Raw genomic sequence first — 16,540 nt, 5'->3', positions numbered from 1 at the left:
GTCATTGAAACCAGTTGATAGCGGCAGAAAATCCGCCGACAAGGGTAATGTACAGCGCAAGGTTAAACAGTGAGCGGTGCCAAACCATACGGTAGAATGCGATCTTGCCGAGAAGCGATGTGAGAAGGCGCAGGCCTGCATACGCAAACAATGCGTGCGCCGCGAGCGAGGGCAGAAAGACGCCATAGAGTTCGACCTGCTCCGTCACGCGGGCTTCCTCCCCGCCCCGGCTGTTGGGTAAACGGGAGCGTAAGCGTCCGGAGCAATGCAGAGGCGAAGTGCAACGGCGCGCATCAGAAGCTCGGTATCCATCGCGGTGGCGGCCGCGGGGGAAAGGATCATACCATCCAGCGCCTGCACCGCCTTTTCCACGGAGCCCTCACCTTTAGCGGCACGGGCACCGTACAGGGCTGCGACCGCCTGAAAGGCCGGTTTGGCGGCGAGCCGGACACCGTTCGAAGCCTTGGGCACAAGCTCCTGCATTGCAAGCAGATGCAGCCCTGCCCGGACCTCCCTCAAGAGGTCGCAGTCGCCAATTTCCAAGACCGCTGGTCGTTTTGCCATTCGTAAGGCTAACAGGCCGGCAACGTCGATCATGCGATGGTGGGTGACCAGGACGTCGGATTGTTTGCCAACCGCGATGCTTACGACATGTTTCCGGATAACAGAAAAAAGCCTTCTGTCATTTGTCTCGCTTCGCACGGATCGAAGGAGGCTGCAAACCGTGATCGTCCAGACCATTGCGAGTATGGTCGCCGCTGCGGCATTGACGAAGCTGATGAAGTCTGTCGCTGGATAGGCCTGAAGGGTAAGAAGCAGCGGAAAATTTATGCAAAGACCCATGCCGACGAGGGCAAGCGAAGGCACTGCGAGACATAGGCCCGCCGGTATCAGAAACAGTCCCAAAACAGCGGCGAGCGACGCAAAACCGTCGACTGCCGGAAGGATCGCAAAGCCGTAGATGAATGCCGCAATCGCCGCACCGATCGTCACATTGACAAACTTGCGCATGGCAGGGACCGGATCATCCATGGTGGCGAGGAGGCAACAAAGGACGCCCGATATCTGGGCGAAGGTAACCCCGTCGGACCAGCCCGTTGCGATCCAGAAGAAGAGGGAGGTGACAAGGCATGCTGCAACCGTCAGCGATGACAGCAAAGCCATTCCGATATCCCGATGCGGTGCAGGCATTCTGTCAGACGCGCCAGCCGCTCTACGTCCGCCCTCATCTTCAATGGATTTTCGAAGAGTGAGGCACTCGTCAGAGAGCCGAACAACAGCCCGCAGATCTCGGGCAAATTTGACGAGAAGAAGTTTTTCCCATGTCGGCGGCGAGGTGGAGAAGGCGAGCGCATCGATCGTGGAGGAGGAGCCTCTCGGTCTCGAATCCATCTCGGCAATTATCGTCAAAGCCTTTTCCCGGCCAGCCGGGTCAAACCTGCCCAGTGATCGTCGCAAATCCTCCAGTTCGCTCAGTAGCGGCAGAAAGGAAAGCATCCGGTGCTGCAGCGACCATACCAGTGCCACTCTGCTTTGGTATCTGGATCCGTCATATTGAAGATGAACCGCGAACGACCGCAGATCGGCAGCCTCTGCCGCCAGGGCGTGGCGTTCCATCCGGCTTTGGTTTCCGTCCTTCTTTCCGGTTGCTGTGGCTTCGAAAAGCTCCTGCGTCCTGGCCATCCATCCATCGATCCGGTTGAGAAGGGTCGTCCCCACGTGAACCGGAAAAACAACGTGACTGACAATCGACGCGCAGATGATTGCGAGGCCGATCTCCTCGGTGCGGGAAACGACAATATCGAAGGTGTTTACCGGAGCGTTGACGAGCGGCAGTCCTGCAAGAAGCACGGTATAGCCCGCCAACAGGCAAATATAACTACGCGGTGTGCGATCTAGGAGACTGACGAAGGTACACCCGGAGACCCACAGGATGATCGCGCCGGAAAGAAGTATAGGTTCGTTCACAAGATTCGGGACCATGAGGATCGTTGCACCACCGCCGATGATTGTGCCCAGCAGCCGATATGCCGATTTTGACGAGATCGCGCCGGACAGGGGATGAGCGACGATGTAGACGGTTGCAACCGCCCAGGACGGCCGGTTGAGATCGAAGCAGATGGCTGCAAGATATGCCGCCATGGCCGCAAGAAATGTTTTCAGCGAAAAGATGACGTTTCCGCTGGTGACAACTGGCCGGGAACTCACACCTCATCCCCCGGCAGTGTGGCCTTGCGCTCGATGCCTTTTTCATCGGTGGTAACGTTGTCTGCGAGGCCGTAGGTCGCTGGCGACACGTAGAAAAAGAATGGTGCAGCGAGGCAGGCGTGCAGATAGGCTTCGGCAGGGTCAGCGCGCACAACGGTCGACATGGCCGGAGGCTGGCGGGCAAGCAACGCTCGGGCTTTCGAAAAAAGAATGCCTGTAATCCTTTTCAGAACAGCGGCACGATCCGGCCTTGTCCCCATCAGGCATGGGGGCAGGATGCAGAGCCTGCGAGGTCCTTTCGAGGTCAGACGAATTTCGGTCCGGACGATATCCGACCACCAGCGGTCGTTGTGTTTTTGAAGTGCCATGATCACCCTCCAGCTTCTTGCGGGATGACCCTATCGACAAACCGATCGGACGAATTTAGATATTCCCTCTAATGATCACTAAATACCCCCAGCCACCACTATCCCTGTCCGGTGCCCTCGCCGACCATGATGTCGAAAGCTCTTCATCGCGCGTTCGCGCTGTGAGGATCGACGTGTCTCAGAATGAACGCGAGGCTCCCGAACACCAGCACCGTAAGGGCCAGCTTGTCATGCCGCTGCTGGGAGGCGTGACTTGTCGCGTCCCAAGCGGCATGTGGATGGTTCCGCCTCATTGTGGCGTCTGGGTTCCAGGGGGCATGCTTCACAGCAATTTGGCCACCGCCAACGCACGTTTGTTTTTCCTGTTCATCGAGCCGGGGGCTGCCGATCTGCCGAACCGGTGCTGCACGCTTTCCCTGTCTCCGCTCGTCAGGGAACTGATCATCGAGATGGCCGACCAATCGGCTGCCGCGACTGCTGACTTAGAGCTCATGGAAACGCTGCTTCTGTCGGCATTGTCGCGGATGCCGGTCGAGCATCTTCACCTCCCGCTGACGGACGAGCCCCGGCTTGCACGCATCGCATCCGAGCTGGCAGACGATCCATCCAATCGCAGTACGATGGCGCAATGGGCAAAACGAGTGGCGATGAGTGAGAATTCGCTCGCCCGTCTCGTTCAAAGCGAAACGGGCCTTACCTTCGGCCGCTGGCGACAACAATTGCAGGTGATTGTCGCAATCCGAAGCCTTGCAGCGGGGGCAACGGTGCAGCAGGTTTCGGGGGATCTTGGATATCAATCCGTCTCTGCATTCATAACCATGTTCAAGAAAGCGCTTGGCACATCGCCTGCCCGATATCTGGGAAACTTCGACCGCTGAACGTTAGAAGGTACAGCGACACCTGAAAGGAAATCGGCCGGCTGGCGAAGCTTCCTCCCAATGGACACTCTCCTACCGCAATGGTTTTTACGACCCGCCTCCCACGTGCCGCCATGCGCGCATTTCTCGATTACATGAGAAGCTATAACGGTCAAACGAAGGGCGCGCTAGAACGCCTCGACATTGTCGATCAGCTGATAGACCAGCGACTGGACCGCTGCGCTTCTTACCCACGCCACATGCGGCGTGAGGATGAAGTTCGGCAAATCAAGCAGACGCATGAGTGGATGATAGTATGCGGCAGCTCCGTGATGACAACGTCGAAGCCAGGCCCGCACAATCGCCACATTATCGGCGCTGGTTTTTCGAATGACGACCTCTCCAGACGATCACCGCAAAAGTTGCTGGGCCAACACCTGCGTTCGGGACATTTTGCATTTTTTCAATATCCACCCGCTCAATAACCTCCGGTGAGAAAAATCGTTTCGCCCGTCATGAAACTACATGCCTCCGACGCCAGAAAGACAGCTGCCCCCACCATCTCTTCCGGTCGCCCGGCCCGCCCCATCCAGTTCAATGAGCTTACATATTCATTCCAGCCATCCGGGTCGTCGACGCGGCGATGAGCGTTGCGGTCCGTATCGATGAGGCCGGGAGCGAGAGTATTGAGCAACACGTTGTCGCGGGCATAATCTCTAGCCTGACTTTGAATTAAATTGTGCTGTGCGGCCTTCGTCGCCGAATAGGCGGTAACGACGCTTTTGGGCCTTAGCTGATTGACTGATCCTATGGAGACGATCCTGCCCCATTTCCGAGCCGACATTCGCGGCAGTGCCGTCTGCAGCATGTCGACCGTCGAGACCAGATTGACCGCCAGTTGAAACGCCAGATCACCTGGCGTCAGCGCCGATAGAGGGGCGTTGATCTGGGCACTGGCGTTGATAACAAGGATATCGAGTGGTGCGATGGCCTCTGCTCGCTCGATAAGATCCCGACCAGCCCCGACTTCGGAGAGATCGCCTGCCAGATGATCCGCCGTTCCCCCGTGCGTAACAATCCGCTCATGTACAGCCGCTGTGGCGCCCGGCTTGACGCCATGCAGGATGACATGGGCACCTGCCCCAGCCAGCCCTTCGGCAATCGCCGCTCCTATCCCACGGCTTGAACCGGTAACGAGCGCCACGCGGCCCTTCAGGCCAAAGATGTTTTCAAGGTTCATCCTTTATCCTTCGAACAATGAGACGTGCGCACCGGAAACTCCCGGGCGGCAGGAAAACAGTCCACCTGACAGAGGCGCGTCGGCGAGTGTCGAGGCCGGCAGGCGGGTGCGGGCGCTGGTGATGAACAGCGTCGACAGATCCGGGCCACCAAAGGCGATGCTGGTGGGACGGGGCACCGGCATCTCAATTACCTGGTCGAGCTTCCCGTTTGGAAGATAACGGCGCACGGACCAGCCATCCCAGATCGCACACCAGACCCCTCCTTCCGCGTCCACCGCAAGACCGTCCGGCCGGCCGTCAGCGACGGGAATGCGTGCGAATTCGCGGCATCCCGACAGCGTTCCGGTCGCGGGATCGCAATCATAGGCGTGGATGAGGCCAGGTACCGTGTCAACAAAGTAGAAGGTTTTCCCATCCGCGCTCCAGCCGAGGCCGTTGGAGACAATGATGCCGCCTTCCTTGCGTTCGAATGCGCCATCGGTGCTGATACGATAAAGCGCACCCGTGGGCTTGGAGGCGTCAATCCTCATCGATCCCACCCATATCGCGCCGTCAGGCCCGCATTTGGCATCATTCAAGCGGTTGTCGACGATGCCTGCCTCCGGGCTGACGAAGGGTGTGAGGCGACCTGATGCAAAATCCAGCCATTCGATCCCATCCTGAGACGCCACCAGCAGACGCTCACCGCGAACCGGAATGACCGCGCTGACCAACTTCCCGGTCTCGCAGGTTTCGTTCCGGCCACTTGCTGGATCAAACCGGTGGACAGCGGGATGAAGAATATCGACCCAGTAGAGCGTATTTTCGCCATCGTGCCACACTGGACTCTCGCCAAGCTGTGCGCCCCATGGCAAGACGCAACTCAGCTCGGCACTCGGACGGCCGGTGACAGACCGGGGTCTGGGCCTGGAACTAATGGCGACAGCCCCAGCCGCACCCGTGATACGGCGGGCGGCAGCAATCAATTCGCGCCCGGCTGGATGGATATTGGAGGAACTGAGCCGCGATGATGGGCCAAGCGCAACAAGCACGCCGATCGGCGTATTGTCGCGACCCATGACAGGCGCGGCTGCCGAATTTACACCTGGCAAGTGCTCCTCATACGAAATCGAATAGCCACGTGCCCGGGTCAACGTCAGGTCGGCCTGGAGCGCATCGAGCGTGGTGATGGTTTTCGGGGTCTGCACATCCAGCGTCAGACGGTCCAAGAGGGCACGGCCGACGGCGGGGTCCTGAAAGGCGAGCAGTGCCTTGCCGGGTGCTGTGCAATGCAGGGGGACGCGGCGCCCCACCTCGACGCGCACAGAAAGGCCATTCGGCGAACGTTCGGCCAGATATTGCGTCATCGTGCCGTCAAGCCGGCACAGCGCAACCGTTTCCCCCAGTTCGGCCGCCAGCCGCTCGAGTTCCGGGGTTGCCGCCGAGACGAGATCGAAACTCTCCCAGACCCTATGGGACATTTCCAGAAAACGCTGGCCCAAAACATAAGTGCCCCGGGCCGCATCCTGACGGACGAGACCATAGGCGATAAGGGTGCGCAGGATGCGTGCAAAGGTCGGCTTCGGCAGGCCGGAGGCGCGCAACAACTCGGCAAAACGTAGCGGTTCCTGCGCGTCGGCAACCATATCGAGCAGGGTTAGCCCCTTGGCCAGCGCCGCCGTGCCGCCCGGGGTCTCGGGCTTCATCGCCTCTGCTCCTTCGCGAGTCGCTCCAGTCTTGCGGCCGCCGCTTCGTCCAGCATCCGGTCCATCGTCCATTCTGCTTCAAACCCCAAAGTGTTTCTGATCCGCTCGTTGGACGTATGGTAATAAACGCCGTCGCCGGGAAAATCGACTGTCACGATGGGAAGGCCGGTCAGCGCCGCAATCTTCGGCAGAAGCACGGCGAAATCGGCGGGTTCATCCGCGCCGAGATTAAAGATGCCGCCCGCCGCGTCGGGGTGATCGAGGGCAAGCAGAATTCCTGCCACCATATCTCGTGTCTCGGTTATATGCATGCGGAACGGCCGGCCGTTTTCGTTGCGCGCCAGAATGTGCGACGGCTCACCGATATCGCGGGACTGGAGCAATTCGGCGACGACGGTGTTTCCGAAATTCTGCTGCTGGCGGATGCGCGGCCGCAGGAAAAACCGGGGACCGGAAAAGAAACTCTCTTCGTCCAGCAGTTCCGCCGCATCCTGCGTATGCGAAAACCGCAGGATCACCGTTTCCATGGTGCCGCTTCGCTGGTGAAAGCGCACCAGCTCTTCGCCCAAAAGCTTGGTCAGGCCATAGGGCGAATTGGGGCAAAGCGGATGATCCTCGGTGACCGGCAGGAATTCCGGTCGGTTTTCCGGATAGACCTCGCCTGAGGAAGCGAACACGAAACGCCGCAGGCCAGATGCTGAAGCGGCATCCAGAAGCCGGCGCGTACCCTCGACATTGACAGCGAACATACGATCGCGATCTGCCGGAGCCCAGGACATGAACGCTCCCAGATGCAGGACAGCGCTTACGCCTTTCATCGCTTCGGACAGTGACTGCGCATCCTCCAGCGACCCGACGACTTCCTCGCCGCCGGTTCCCGATGGCCTGAGATCAAAACCGCGAACGGTGCGGCCCTGTGCGCGCAAGGCGGCGACAGCGGCACGACCGACACGGCCCGCCGATCCGGTGACGAGGATCATAGCCGTTCTCCGGTCTTTGCATCGAAGAGATAAAGCTTGGCCGGATCGAAACCGAGCCGGAGTGTCTCGTTGCCAGGAAGATTGCCGGTATGCGAGACGCGCGCGATCAGACCCTTGGACTTGCCCTCCTCGCCATCGGCCACCCTTGCGCCATCCGCGTCGAAATAGACGTATTTTTCCGATCCGAGGCTTTCCACCAGCGTCGGGTGAACATCGAAGGTGACCGGCGCATCGCCGAGAACGAGATGTTCCGGCCGCAGACCGACGATCACGCTGCCTTGGCGATCAGCCGCGCCCGGCACGGAAACATGTTGCCCAAACAGGGTAACAGTGCCGTCACGCAGTTGCGCATTGAGGAAGTTCATGCCCGGCGAGCCGATGAAACCGGCAACGAAAAGATTGGCCGGGTTGTTGAACAGTTCGTCCGGTGCGGCAATCTGCTGGATGATGCCGCCCTGCATGATCACGACCCGGTCCGCCATGGTCATGGCTTCGACCTGATCATGCGTCACGTAGACGGTGGTGACTCCGATGCGTTTGTGCAAAGCGCCGATTTCGGCACGCATATGGACACGCAGCTTGGCATCGAGGTTGGACAGCGGCTCGTCCATGAGGAAGGCTTGCGGCTGGCGCACGATCGCTCGTCCCAGAGCCACGCGCTGCCGCTGACCGCCTGACAGATCCTTGGGCTTGCGATCCAGATAGGGCGTCACTTCCAGAATGCGCGCCGCATCGTCGACCCGGCGGTCAATCTCATGCCTGTCCGTGCCGCGCATCTTCAGCCCGAAGCCGATGTTCTGGCGAACCGTCAGATGCGGATAGAGCGCATAATTCTGAAACACCATGGCTATGTCGCGGTCCCCGGGCGCCAGGTCCGTGACTTCATTGTCGCCGATGAAGATCTGCCCTTCGCTTGCCGGTTCGAGACCAGCAAGGATTTTCAACATCGTCGACTTGCCGCAACCGGAAGGTCCGACCAGCACCACGAACTCGCCGTTCTCGATCTCAAGCGAAAAGGGCCTGAGCACGTTGAGCGCGCCATAGGACTTGCTGACGTTGCGAATCGAAATATTGGCCATGCTTATTTCTCCGCGCCAGCGGTCAAACCGCCGACCAAATAACGTTCAAGGAACAGATAGATTGCGATGATCGGCAGCGCGATGAACACCGATGCGGCGGAGATGTCGTTCCAATAGGTGACATATTCGCCCTGCATCGTGGTGATGCCGAGATTGGCGGTCCAGTTGTCCGGCGAGTTGACCAGAAAGGTGCGCGCATAGGCGTAATCGGCCCAACTGAGCACAAAGGCGTAAAGCGCGGTGGCAGCAAGCCCCGGTGTTGCGATGGGAAGCACGACACGCACCATGGCGCCGATCGGCGAGCAGCCGTCGACCATGGCAGCCTGTTCCAGTTCCTTGGGGATCGTGTCGAAATAACCCTTCAGCATCCAGGTCGCGAAGGGAATGATCATGGTCGAATGTGCAAGCACAAGCGTCCATAGGCTGCCGATCAGACCGAAGCTCGAAAAGATCGAAAACAGCGGGATGACGAGTAGCGTGGCGGGCAGCATCTTGGCTGCTAGAACGAACATTCCCATGGTAGCGCCGCCCCGCATCGAATAGCGGGACAGGGCGTAACCGGCGCTGACCGAAACCAGCATCGACAGCGCAACCGAGCCGACTGCGGCAAGCATCGAATTCCACAGCCACAGAAGGATCGGTTTTGCCGCCCAGACACGGGCAAAAATGTCCCATTGCGGATCGTCCGGCCAGAAAGTCGGTGGCAGGCGGTAGAGTTCGTCGGTGGTGGAAAGGGCGGTAACCAGCAGCCAGTAGACCGGGAACAGGATCATCACCAGCGTAAAGATCACCGTCGCGTAGAGGGCAAGGCTCTGGGCAAAGCTACGTTTCATCAAAGCCTCCTCAGTAGATTGATTTCGAGCGCCGGCCGAGCATCAGCAGGCTGGCAATGATGCAGATCACCAGCGTCAGCACGCCGACGGCGGCGGCGCGACCGAAGTTGTGATACTGGAAGGCCTGGTCATAGGTCATGATCGACAGCGTCTGGGTTGAACGCAGCGGGCCGCCGCCGGTCAGAACCTTGATGATGGAAAAGTCGCGGAACACCCAAAGCAGGGTCAGCACCAGCGTGACCCCGAGAACCGGCATCAGCAACGGCATGGTGATCCAGCGGAACCGCTGCCAGACACTGGCGCCATCCACCTTGGCAGCGGCGTAATAATCGGTGGGAATGGACTGCAGACCGGCCAGACACATGATCGACACGAAAGGAAAGCCCTTCCACACCATGGTGATGGCAACGGCCCAGAAGGCGGCCGTGGAACTGCTGACCCAGGGGATCATCTGGTCGGTGAAACCGAGCTTGATCGCCAGCCAACCGAACAGGCCGAAGGAGGTGTCGAACATCCATGCAAAGATGACGACCGCGATGATTTCCGGCACCGCCCAGGGCAGCGCCATTCCCAGCCGCGCGACGGTGCGGCCCTTGAAGCGATTATTGGCCAGAAGCGCCGTGCTGAGGCCGACGGCGACGCTGCCGGCGGTTACGACGATAACCAGCTTCAGCGTCACCCAGCAGGCCAGCCAGAATTCCGGCGAGGAGAACAACCATGTGTAATTGCTCAGCGAGAACGGCCGGCTGGCACCGCCAAGCCGTGGTATCTTGACCTGCTGGAACGACAGGTCGATGGCCAAAACGAGCGGCCAGACGATGATGGCGGCAACCATCAGGACTGCGGGCGCGATCAGAATATAGCCGAGGAGATGTTGCCGGCTGGGGCGCGCAAGATCGAAGAACTTGCGACGCCCAGCCCGAACGGGTTCGGTCATGGATGGTCCTCCTGCCGGATGCGGATGATGGCCATGGCCCTTTCCGGGCCATGGCAAGACAACGGGATCAACCCTTGATGGCTTCGGCCTTTGCCTGCATGGTTTTCGCCACCGCCGCCGGATCGAGATCCTGAATGATCATCCGCTGGCTTTCTTCCATCACCATCTTGCTGAACTCGTTGTAGAAGAGCTCAAGTCCGGTCGGAATGCGGTCGATCCCCGCCTCGGACGCGGCCTTCATCGTCTCGATCAGCACCGGAAAATGCGGGATGGTCTTTTCGACACCCGAGACGTCGGCGGTCGGGCTCGGTGGCGTGTTTCCGCCAAGGGTGGCATAGCTGCGCTGGAATTCCGGTGACATCGTCAGCTTGATGAAATCCCAGACCAATGCCTTCTGGTCGTCGGGAATATCGGCCGGCATGGCGAGTACATTGGACGAACCGCCAAGCGGCGGATGAAGCGGCGGTGCGGCGTAAATGATGTCAGTCTTGGCCGAACCTTTTTCGGTGGTGCCGTAAAGCCAGGGGCCGTCCAGCCGCATGGCCATCTTGCCATCGGCAAACAGCTTGCGCACGTCGCTGGCGCTCATGTCGACCGGGCTAATCCCGCTCTTCATCACGGTTTTCCAGCGTGAAAGACCCTCCACCATCTGCGGCGTATCGATGGTGATATTGCCGTCCTTGTCGGTCCAGTAGGCGCCAGCGTCGAGGATGTAGTTCAGCATCTCCGTCAGATATTGACCCGGACCGCCTTTCGTTTCATGGCCTGTGCCGAACTGGTCGATAATGCCGTCGCCGTTCAGATCCTTTGTTGTCGCTTTTGCCGCGGCCAGAAACTCGTCATAGGTCTTCGGAACCGTGACGCCCGCTTCTTCGAGAAGCTTCTTGTTGTAGGCCATCACGAAACCGAAATAGTTGGTCATGATGCAGACGGTTTCGCCATTCCATTCGCATTTCTGCTGGCCGGCCCAGCCGGTCATGTCGATGCCGTCCTTCTTCAGCCACGGGTCGAGCGGCTCGAGCCAGCCGCTATCGGCAAACATCTGAAATTCGAACGACGCCAGATGCACGATCTGCGGCGGCTGGTTGGCCGCAAAAAGCGTCGTCATCGTGTCGGCATACGAGCTGCGCTCGGCCTTGGTGAATTCGATTTTCACGCCCGGATGCTGTTTTTCGAAGGCGGCAATGGCCGAATGCCACCATTCGCCTGTGCCGGCATCGTCCGTCTGCCAAGAAATGAATTTCAGAACGGTATCGGCCCTGGCCGGGGCAAGGCTGCCCATTGTCATCAAAACGGCGGTCGCGGTGCCGAGCGCCAATCGGCTTATTGTCTTGTTCATGGCTTCCTCCTCCAAAAAACCAGTTCAGATACGTTCAATCAGACCGAGTGCCGCCTCCGACGGCCTTACCCCAAGTCCGGGTCCGGACGGCAGGTTATACCTGCCCTCCCGGCAATCCATGTCGCCTTCCAGCAGGTGACGGTTCGGCTCGAAGATCGAATGCTGGAATTCGTGACCTTTGAGCGTTGGCAATGTCGACGACGCCTGGAGGCTGGCGGCAAGAAATATGCCGGCGCCAACGGTGGCGTGCGGGATGACATCGATGCCGTGCTCGGAAGCAAGAGCACCGATACGGATGAAATTGGTGATACCCTTATGGCCCATTTCCGGCTGCACGATCGCAATGCGGCAGCGCTCGACGCGGGCGCGCATATCCCAATGGGTGCGCCATTCCTCACCAACTGCAATCGGCACTTCGGTATTCTTCGAAACCTTCTCCAGACCGGCAATGTCCTCCGTCCAGACCGGAGCCTCGGCGAACCACGGGTCGAAGGGCTGCATTTCGGCAATCAGTTCCAGCGCCCGTTCCGGCGTCTGGTTCCAGTGCATGTCGGCGGCGATCTTCGCATCGGGTCCAAGCACCTTCCGGAGATTCGCCATTTCGGCCGCCGGGCCATCGTCTGCCACCGGCGTTGCGAACTTGAAGGCGTTGAAACCGCGGTCCTGCCAGTATTTCGCCAGTTCCCCGCGGGCCTTGAGCGTCTTTTCAGGCAGGCCTGAAACATAGGCCGGAAACGTATCCACGCCGCCGCCGAGCAGGTCGCGAACGGACTTGCCGGCTTCCTGTCCGGCAATATCCCATAGCGCAATATCGAGCGCGGCGAGCGCATCCACGTAGAAGCCGCCGGTATAACCGCGCACCCGCATCATGTCGTAAAGGTCGTCATAGATCGCCGAAGGGTTCGAAGCATCGCGGCCGATCACGAAACCGGCGAGAAGATCGTTGATGAGAGCGGCGACCGCACCGGGGGCGACGATACCATAGGTCTCACCCCAACCAACAACACCGGCCTCGGTCGTCATGCGCACCAGCACGCTGCGGTCGAAGGTCGGGTAGACCGTGCGATTTCCCTTGCGTACGATATAGCCGTTGGGATTGACCAACTCACCTTCACGCAAGGCGCCGAGATAAGGCACTTTGCGCGGCTGCGTCAGGGTGAAGACTTCGACGCTTGCGATGGGGCTGTTCATGCGGCCTCCACGGCAACAAGGCCTAGTTCGACCAGATTGGCGTCGATATCGGCAATGGCCGCCGCATCAAGCTCGGGTGTCGGCGCACGCACACCGACGCCTTCGATCACGCCGCGGCGGGCCAGCACATATTTGGTCAGCCGCATGCGATAGACCGCCTGCAGCACCAAAAGAGGCAGGGTGCGGACATAAATCCGACGAGCCTCCTCCTGCCGCCCGGCAACAAGCGCCCGATCGATGGCAACATGTTCCTCGGCGATCTCCAGCGCCGGCATTGCCGCCGTAGCACCTCGGGCATATTCGTCGAGAATGTAACGCGCGCCGCCCCCGCCGATGACGCCCTTCAGTGTCGAAGGCGCATGGGCGACGATGTGGCTGATAGCCGGGCCGGCAGGAAGCGTCTCTTCCTTGACATAGGTCACCTGCGGCAACGCCCGCACGATTTCCACGATCGCCTGCGGCGAAAGGTCGGAGCCGCGCGGCGCGGGCGCGTTCTGCAGGATGATTTCAACTTCGGGCAGCGCCTCGAGGATCCTGCCGAGGAATTCGATCAGCGCCGGCGCATCCGTGCCGACCGACTTGGGCACCTGCACCATCAGGTAGCGGATGCCAAGCGCCGATGCCGCCCGCCCGTGCTCAACCACATCACGCCAGTCGGCCGCACTTGCCCCGGCCACGACCGGCACCCGCCCGGCCACCACATCGACGACAATTTTCAGCAACGCCGCACGCTCGGCGGCGTTCAAAGTCTCCACCTCGCTGGCGAAACCGGGAAACACGACACCATCGACGCCCTTGTCGAGCGCAAAGACCACCAGTCGCTTCATACCCGCTTCGTCAATGCCGCCATCAGCCAGAAACGGCGTAGGCAGAACAGGCAAAATCCCTTTAAGGCCAGCCACCATCTTTCTCCTCCCGATTAAGTATCATATTTTGATACCTTGAATTCACTAATTGACACTATATAGACTTGCGACCTATGACAAGCCCCAAGATGAAATGAACGAGGAGGTTCAAGACATGGCAGCACCGGCGACATCGATCATCGTTGATTGGGGAACGACATCATTGAGGGCGGCGCTCGTTGATGAAGGCGGCGAAGAACTCGATCATCTTGAAACCGCCGACGGTATTTCGAGCCTTGGCAAGGGTGAGCACGAGGCGGCGCTGATGGATGCACTCGCACCCTGGTTTTCACGCCATGGGGCCTTGCCCGTCGCCGCACTCGGCATGATCACCAGCCGAAATGGCTGGGTCGAGGTCGCTTATGTGCCATGCCCGGCAGGCCCGACGGAACTTGCCGCCGGCACGGTGCGCAGGTCGCTGCCGAACGGGTCCGATCTCGTCTTCCTGCCCGGTCTGACCGATCCCGCCCGCCAGCCCTTCCCGGACGTGATGCGTGGTGAAGAAACCCAGATCGTCGGCCACGGCCTAGGCGAAGACGCCACCCTCATCATCCCTGGAACACACAGCAAATGGGCGCGGGTGACGGCGGGAAGGATCGATGGCTTCCAGACATTCGTCACCGGTGAAATCTTCAACCTGCTTATCAATCACTCCTTCATCGCGCGCGGTTCCACGCAGCCGCCGGTCGATGATCAGGAGGCCTATCGCTGGGGTCTGACAGAGGCAAAACGATCCGCCGCCATGCTGTCGCTGCTGTTTTCGGCGCGAACCGGCGGGCTTGCGGGCCGGCTTTCGCCGGATCAGTTGCGATCCTATGTGCGAGGACTGGTCATCGGGCAGGAGTTTCGGCAAGCCCGCGAGGCCGGATGGTATGCGGAAGGAGACGAGGCAGCTATCGTCGGCAATGACGGGCTGAACGATCTCTATCTGGTTGCCGCCGATGTGTTCGGGCTCAAGACATCCATGGGTGCGGATGACGCCCTCACAAAAGGCGCTCTGACTGTCCTGCGGCAAGCGCTTTTATAACCCTTGCCGATCGCCGGTTGCCGAAATGGCGGCATCCGGCTTTCAAGACAATCTTTAGGACCAATCATGTACGACTTCCCAGCCAATATCGGCACCAGCCGTCACGAAAACGATATCATTGCCGTTCTGGCCCGCATTCAGCGCATCGGCCTTCCAGACAATCCGATCGCCTTTTATGGCTCATCCTCGTTTCGAATCTGGAGCTCCGTCACCGAGGATCTCGGCTCGCTGGATATCGTCAATCTGGGATTTGGCGGTGGCACTTACCTCTCTGCCAGCCACTACCTCGACCGGCTCCTGGTTCCCTTGAAGCCAGGTAGAGTGGTGCTTTATTTCGGCGAAAACGATATTGCCAGCGACGGCCTCAAGGCGCAGACGACGCTTGCGCACCTGCAGGATTTGCGCGATCGCATCTCTCGAGCGCTACCGCAGGCGGACGTCTTTGTTCTGGCGATCAAGCACAGTCCGGCGCGCTGGATATACCGCCACGAATTCGATCTCTTCAACCAGACGGCGCGCGACTGGTGCAACGGCCGCGAACACACGACATGGCTTGATCCGAACGCCGGTCTCATTGGTGAAAATGGCCTGCCGATGTTCCGTTATTATTTACCCGATCTGGTTCACCTGAATGCGGCAGGCTACGCGGTCTGGTCGGAAGCGCTTAGAAAAAGTTGGGTCTGTTGAATTGAGACAAGGGGTATCTTTGTCTTTGGCTCTTGAAAGGAGTCGAACTGTCCCCAGCAGTGTTCACAGGCTGATTTCCATTGGGTTTATAGAGCACGTCCGTTGAACGCGGAATCGCGTTTAGGCCTCCTTACTGGCGGAATTCTGATTCCAGCGATCCGATTGGTGATTTGGTCGCAAGCAACATGGCCCGAGCTTTCAGCAATGATCTGCATAGCCGCGTTCTAGCTGCGTCACGGGGATGGCATATCGGCGCGGTCAGCAGCGTCCAGATTTGCGATTGGTGTTTTGACGGCCATCGCGTGGATTGCGAGCGCGCAGGAAAGCCGGCTGACCCCGGCGAAACAGGGACGACTCCGTCCGCCGGGGCGGCCTCTATCCAGCACTGAAGGATCTTAGTTGAGCCTACCCGCCCTAGGCGACAGCCAACAATGTGTGCACAGGCTGAAGGACGCAGTCTCGACCACCGATGAGGAAACGGTAAATACCGACTGCGATCCCAGAACCGCCGCCAGGATTTTTCGGGCCATCGTCGAGGCTTATTTGCGCTTCCGCCGCAACTCGTCGCCAGGGATGCCAAAGTGCTGGATGATCATATCGACATTACGGCGGTGCGATTTGAAATAAATATCAAACAGATCACCGAAGACAGGAACACTGCCCACAAGAGCATCCATGGCGATGTTGCCAACCATTCGCGCAAGCTTTTCCTGCGGCACACCAAGGCGGCGCGCTTCATTGACGATATAGAGGCCGACAATCGCGCCCGCACCATCACCAATCAGTGGCAGCAAACCCATGATGGAATCTGCACCAAAACGGATTCCCGTGCCAGGAATGCGGATCGCTGTGTCCATCATACGAGCGATGCCCGACAGCCGCCGCAGGCGGCGGAGCCGCTCAGCACTATCCACGAAGTCGTCCGATGTGCCGTGGGCGTTCCACGTTCTCGCTGTCATACAATCGTGCTCCATAAAAGAGATATGCCTCAGCCTAATATGAATGGGGATGTGGAGAGTTGCGTTCAAGAGCGTTGCGCAAGCTATCTGCATCCATTGAAACCGAACCAGTTACGCTCAATCGCCTCGATCCTGCCTATGTGACAGCACCAATCGCCCGGCATCGCTCAGGCCCTACACCCCTTTTTCGATTCCGATAGGCCACAGTAATTTTTAAGCAATATTCTCCCTTGCATTGGCGCTA

The 16,540-nt window shown here is 59.4% G+C and carries 16 protein-coding genes and 1 pseudogene; 4 read left to right on the top strand and 13 right to left on the bottom strand.

Annotated features, from left to right (window positions below; genetic code table 11):
• Position 1: 1 nt before the first annotated feature.
• Genes RBH71_RS00640 through RBH71_RS00630 form a run of 3 tightly spaced genes read right to left on the bottom strand, consistent with a single transcriptional unit; the run spans position 2 to position 2,576 of the window.
• A complete protein-coding gene (locus RBH71_RS00640) occupies positions 2 to 208 on the bottom strand; it encodes a DUF1656 domain-containing protein (RefSeq protein WP_111851177.1) in 207 nt (68 codons plus the stop codon).
• Positions 205 to 2,208, bottom strand: a complete 2,004-nt coding sequence (locus tag RBH71_RS00635; RefSeq protein ID WP_323686961.1) for an FUSC family protein — start codon at positions 2,206 to 2,208, stop codon at positions 205 to 207. The genes RBH71_RS00640 and RBH71_RS00635 overlap by 4 nt, the downstream gene beginning before the upstream one ends.
• A complete protein-coding gene (locus tag RBH71_RS00630) occupies positions 2,205 to 2,576 on the bottom strand; it encodes a hypothetical protein (protein WP_080863842.1) in 372 nt (123 codons plus the stop codon). The genes RBH71_RS00635 and RBH71_RS00630 overlap by 4 nt, the downstream gene beginning before the upstream one ends.
• Before the next feature lie 71 nt (positions 2,577 to 2,647).
• Here RBH71_RS00630 and RBH71_RS00625 point away from each other — a divergent pair, with 71 nt between their 5' ends.
• A complete protein-coding gene (locus RBH71_RS00625; protein ID WP_174041474.1) occupies positions 2,648 to 3,454 on the top strand; it encodes an AraC family transcriptional regulator in 807 nt (268 codons plus the stop codon).
• Positions 3,455 to 3,911: 457 nt separating this feature from the next.
• Here RBH71_RS00625 and RBH71_RS00620 read toward each other — a convergent pair whose 3' ends face one another.
• The 9 genes from RBH71_RS00620 to RBH71_RS00580 form a co-directional block, all read right to left on the bottom strand.
• Positions 3,912 to 4,673 (bottom strand): SDR family oxidoreductase, encoded by a 762-nt coding sequence (locus RBH71_RS00620; protein WP_323686960.1) that lies wholly within the window; start codon positions 4,671 to 4,673, stop codon positions 3,912 to 3,914.
• A gap of 3 nt (positions 4,674 to 4,676) precedes the next feature.
• Complete coding sequence (locus RBH71_RS00615) at positions 4,677 to 6,359, bottom strand: SMP-30/gluconolactonase/LRE family protein (RefSeq protein WP_112361169.1); 1,683 nt, start codon at positions 6,357 to 6,359, stop codon at positions 4,677 to 4,679.
• Positions 6,356 to 7,339: an NAD(P)-dependent oxidoreductase gene (locus RBH71_RS00610; RefSeq protein WP_323686959.1), complete on the bottom strand. Its 984-nt coding sequence runs from the start codon at positions 7,337 to 7,339 to the stop codon at positions 6,356 to 6,358. Before RBH71_RS00610 ends, RBH71_RS00615 begins: the two co-directional genes overlap by 4 nt.
• On the bottom strand, positions 7,336 to 8,418 hold the full coding sequence (locus RBH71_RS00605; RefSeq protein WP_323686958.1) for a sn-glycerol-3-phosphate ABC transporter ATP-binding protein UgpC: 1,083 nt from the start codon (positions 8,416 to 8,418) through the stop codon (positions 7,336 to 7,338). Before RBH71_RS00605 ends, RBH71_RS00610 begins: the two co-directional genes overlap by 4 nt.
• A gap of 2 nt (positions 8,419 to 8,420) precedes the next feature.
• Complete coding sequence (locus RBH71_RS00600; protein ID WP_323686957.1) at positions 8,421 to 9,251, bottom strand: carbohydrate ABC transporter permease; 831 nt, start codon at positions 9,249 to 9,251, stop codon at positions 8,421 to 8,423.
• 10 nt (positions 9,252 to 9,261) lie between these two features.
• Positions 9,262 to 10,188 carry a carbohydrate ABC transporter permease gene (locus RBH71_RS00595; protein ID WP_013637453.1) on the bottom strand — a complete coding sequence of 309 codons (927 nt, stop codon included), beginning with the start codon at positions 10,186 to 10,188 and terminating at the stop codon, positions 9,262 to 9,264.
• 67 nt (positions 10,189 to 10,255) lie between these two features.
• Complete coding sequence (locus RBH71_RS00590; protein WP_323686956.1) at positions 10,256 to 11,527, bottom strand: sugar ABC transporter substrate-binding protein; 1,272 nt, start codon at positions 11,525 to 11,527, stop codon at positions 10,256 to 10,258.
• Between the two features lie 24 nt (positions 11,528 to 11,551).
• A complete protein-coding gene (locus tag RBH71_RS00585; protein ID WP_323686955.1) occupies positions 11,552 to 12,718 on the bottom strand; it encodes a mandelate racemase/muconate lactonizing enzyme family protein in 1,167 nt (388 codons plus the stop codon).
• Positions 12,715 to 13,623 (bottom strand): dihydrodipicolinate synthase family protein, encoded by a 909-nt coding sequence (locus RBH71_RS00580; protein ID WP_323686954.1) that lies wholly within the window; start codon positions 13,621 to 13,623, stop codon positions 12,715 to 12,717. Before RBH71_RS00580 ends, RBH71_RS00585 begins: the two co-directional genes overlap by 4 nt.
• Positions 13,624 to 13,738: 115 nt before the next feature.
• Here RBH71_RS00580 and RBH71_RS00575 point away from each other — a divergent pair, with 115 nt between their 5' ends.
• The 3 genes and pseudogenes from RBH71_RS00575 to RBH71_RS00565 form a co-directional block, all read left to right on the top strand.
• Positions 13,739 to 14,650, top strand: coding sequence for a 2-dehydro-3-deoxygalactonokinase (locus RBH71_RS00575; RefSeq protein ID WP_097170251.1), 912 nt, complete (start codon positions 13,739 to 13,741; stop codon positions 14,648 to 14,650).
• Between the two features lie 66 nt (positions 14,651 to 14,716).
• Positions 14,717 to 15,337 (top strand): GDSL-type esterase/lipase family protein, encoded by a 621-nt coding sequence (locus RBH71_RS00570; RefSeq protein WP_323686953.1) that lies wholly within the window; start codon positions 14,717 to 14,719, stop codon positions 15,335 to 15,337.
• 185 nt (positions 15,338 to 15,522) lie between these two features.
• Positions 15,523 to 15,727: pseudogene (locus RBH71_RS00565) on the top strand (IS630 family transposase); the annotation flags it as partial.
• A 149-nt stretch (positions 15,728 to 15,876) separates the two neighbouring features.
• Here RBH71_RS00565 and RBH71_RS00560 read toward each other — a convergent pair.
• On the bottom strand, positions 15,877 to 16,296 hold the full coding sequence (locus tag RBH71_RS00560) for a DUF4112 domain-containing protein (protein ID WP_065703203.1): 420 nt from the start codon (positions 16,294 to 16,296) through the stop codon (positions 15,877 to 15,879).
• Positions 16,297 to 16,540 lie beyond the last annotated feature (244 nt).

It is taken from the genome of Rhizobium sp. AN68, from assembly GCF_030758035.1.
GTDB lineage: Bacteria > Pseudomonadota > Alphaproteobacteria > Rhizobiales > Rhizobiaceae > Agrobacterium > Agrobacterium tumefaciens.
The sequence above is the reverse complement of the archived record's forward strand: the minus strand, read 5'-3'. Positions and strand labels throughout refer to the sequence as shown.

What these genes read in the sequence shown, in the direction of transcription:
- RBH71_RS00630 (WP_080863842.1), bottom strand. Translation starts at nt 2,576, where the DNA reads ATGGCACTTCAAAAACACAACGACCGCTGGTGGTCGGATATCGTCCGG.
- RBH71_RS00625 (WP_174041474.1), top strand. Translation starts at nt 2,648, where the DNA reads ATGATCACTAAATACCCCCAGCCACCACTATCCCTGTCCGGTGCCCTC.
- RBH71_RS00620 (WP_323686960.1), bottom strand. Translation starts at nt 4,673, where the DNA reads ATGAACCTTGAAAACATCTTTGGCCTGAAGGGCCGCGTGGCGCTCGTT.
- RBH71_RS00615 (WP_112361169.1), bottom strand. Translation starts at nt 6,359, where the DNA reads ATGAAGCCCGAGACCCCGGGCGGCACGGCGGCGCTGGCCAAGGGGCTA.
- RBH71_RS00610 (WP_323686959.1), bottom strand. Translation starts at nt 7,339, where the DNA reads ATGATCCTCGTCACCGGATCGGCGGGCCGTGTCGGTCGTGCCGCTGTC.
- RBH71_RS00605 (WP_323686958.1), bottom strand. Translation starts at nt 8,418, where the DNA reads ATGGCCAATATTTCGATTCGCAACGTCAGCAAGTCCTATGGCGCGCTC.
- RBH71_RS00600 (WP_323686957.1), bottom strand. Translation starts at nt 9,251, where the DNA reads ATGAAACGTAGCTTTGCCCAGAGCCTTGCCCTCTACGCGACGGTGATC.
- RBH71_RS00595 (WP_013637453.1), bottom strand. Translation starts at nt 10,188, where the DNA reads ATGACCGAACCCGTTCGGGCTGGGCGTCGCAAGTTCTTCGATCTTGCG.
- RBH71_RS00590 (WP_323686956.1), bottom strand. Translation starts at nt 11,527, where the DNA reads ATGAACAAGACAATAAGCCGATTGGCGCTCGGCACCGCGACCGCCGTT.
- RBH71_RS00585 (WP_323686955.1), bottom strand. Translation starts at nt 12,718, where the DNA reads ATGAACAGCCCCATCGCAAGCGTCGAAGTCTTCACCCTGACGCAGCCG.
- RBH71_RS00580 (WP_323686954.1), bottom strand. Translation starts at nt 13,623, where the DNA reads ATGGTGGCTGGCCTTAAAGGGATTTTGCCTGTTCTGCCTACGCCGTTT.
- RBH71_RS00575 (WP_097170251.1), top strand. Translation starts at nt 13,739, where the DNA reads ATGGCAGCACCGGCGACATCGATCATCGTTGATTGGGGAACGACATCA.
- RBH71_RS00570 (WP_323686953.1), top strand. Translation starts at nt 14,717, where the DNA reads ATGTACGACTTCCCAGCCAATATCGGCACCAGCCGTCACGAAAACGAT.
- RBH71_RS00560 (WP_065703203.1), bottom strand. Translation starts at nt 16,296, where the DNA reads ATGACAGCGAGAACGTGGAACGCCCACGGCACATCGGACGACTTCGTG.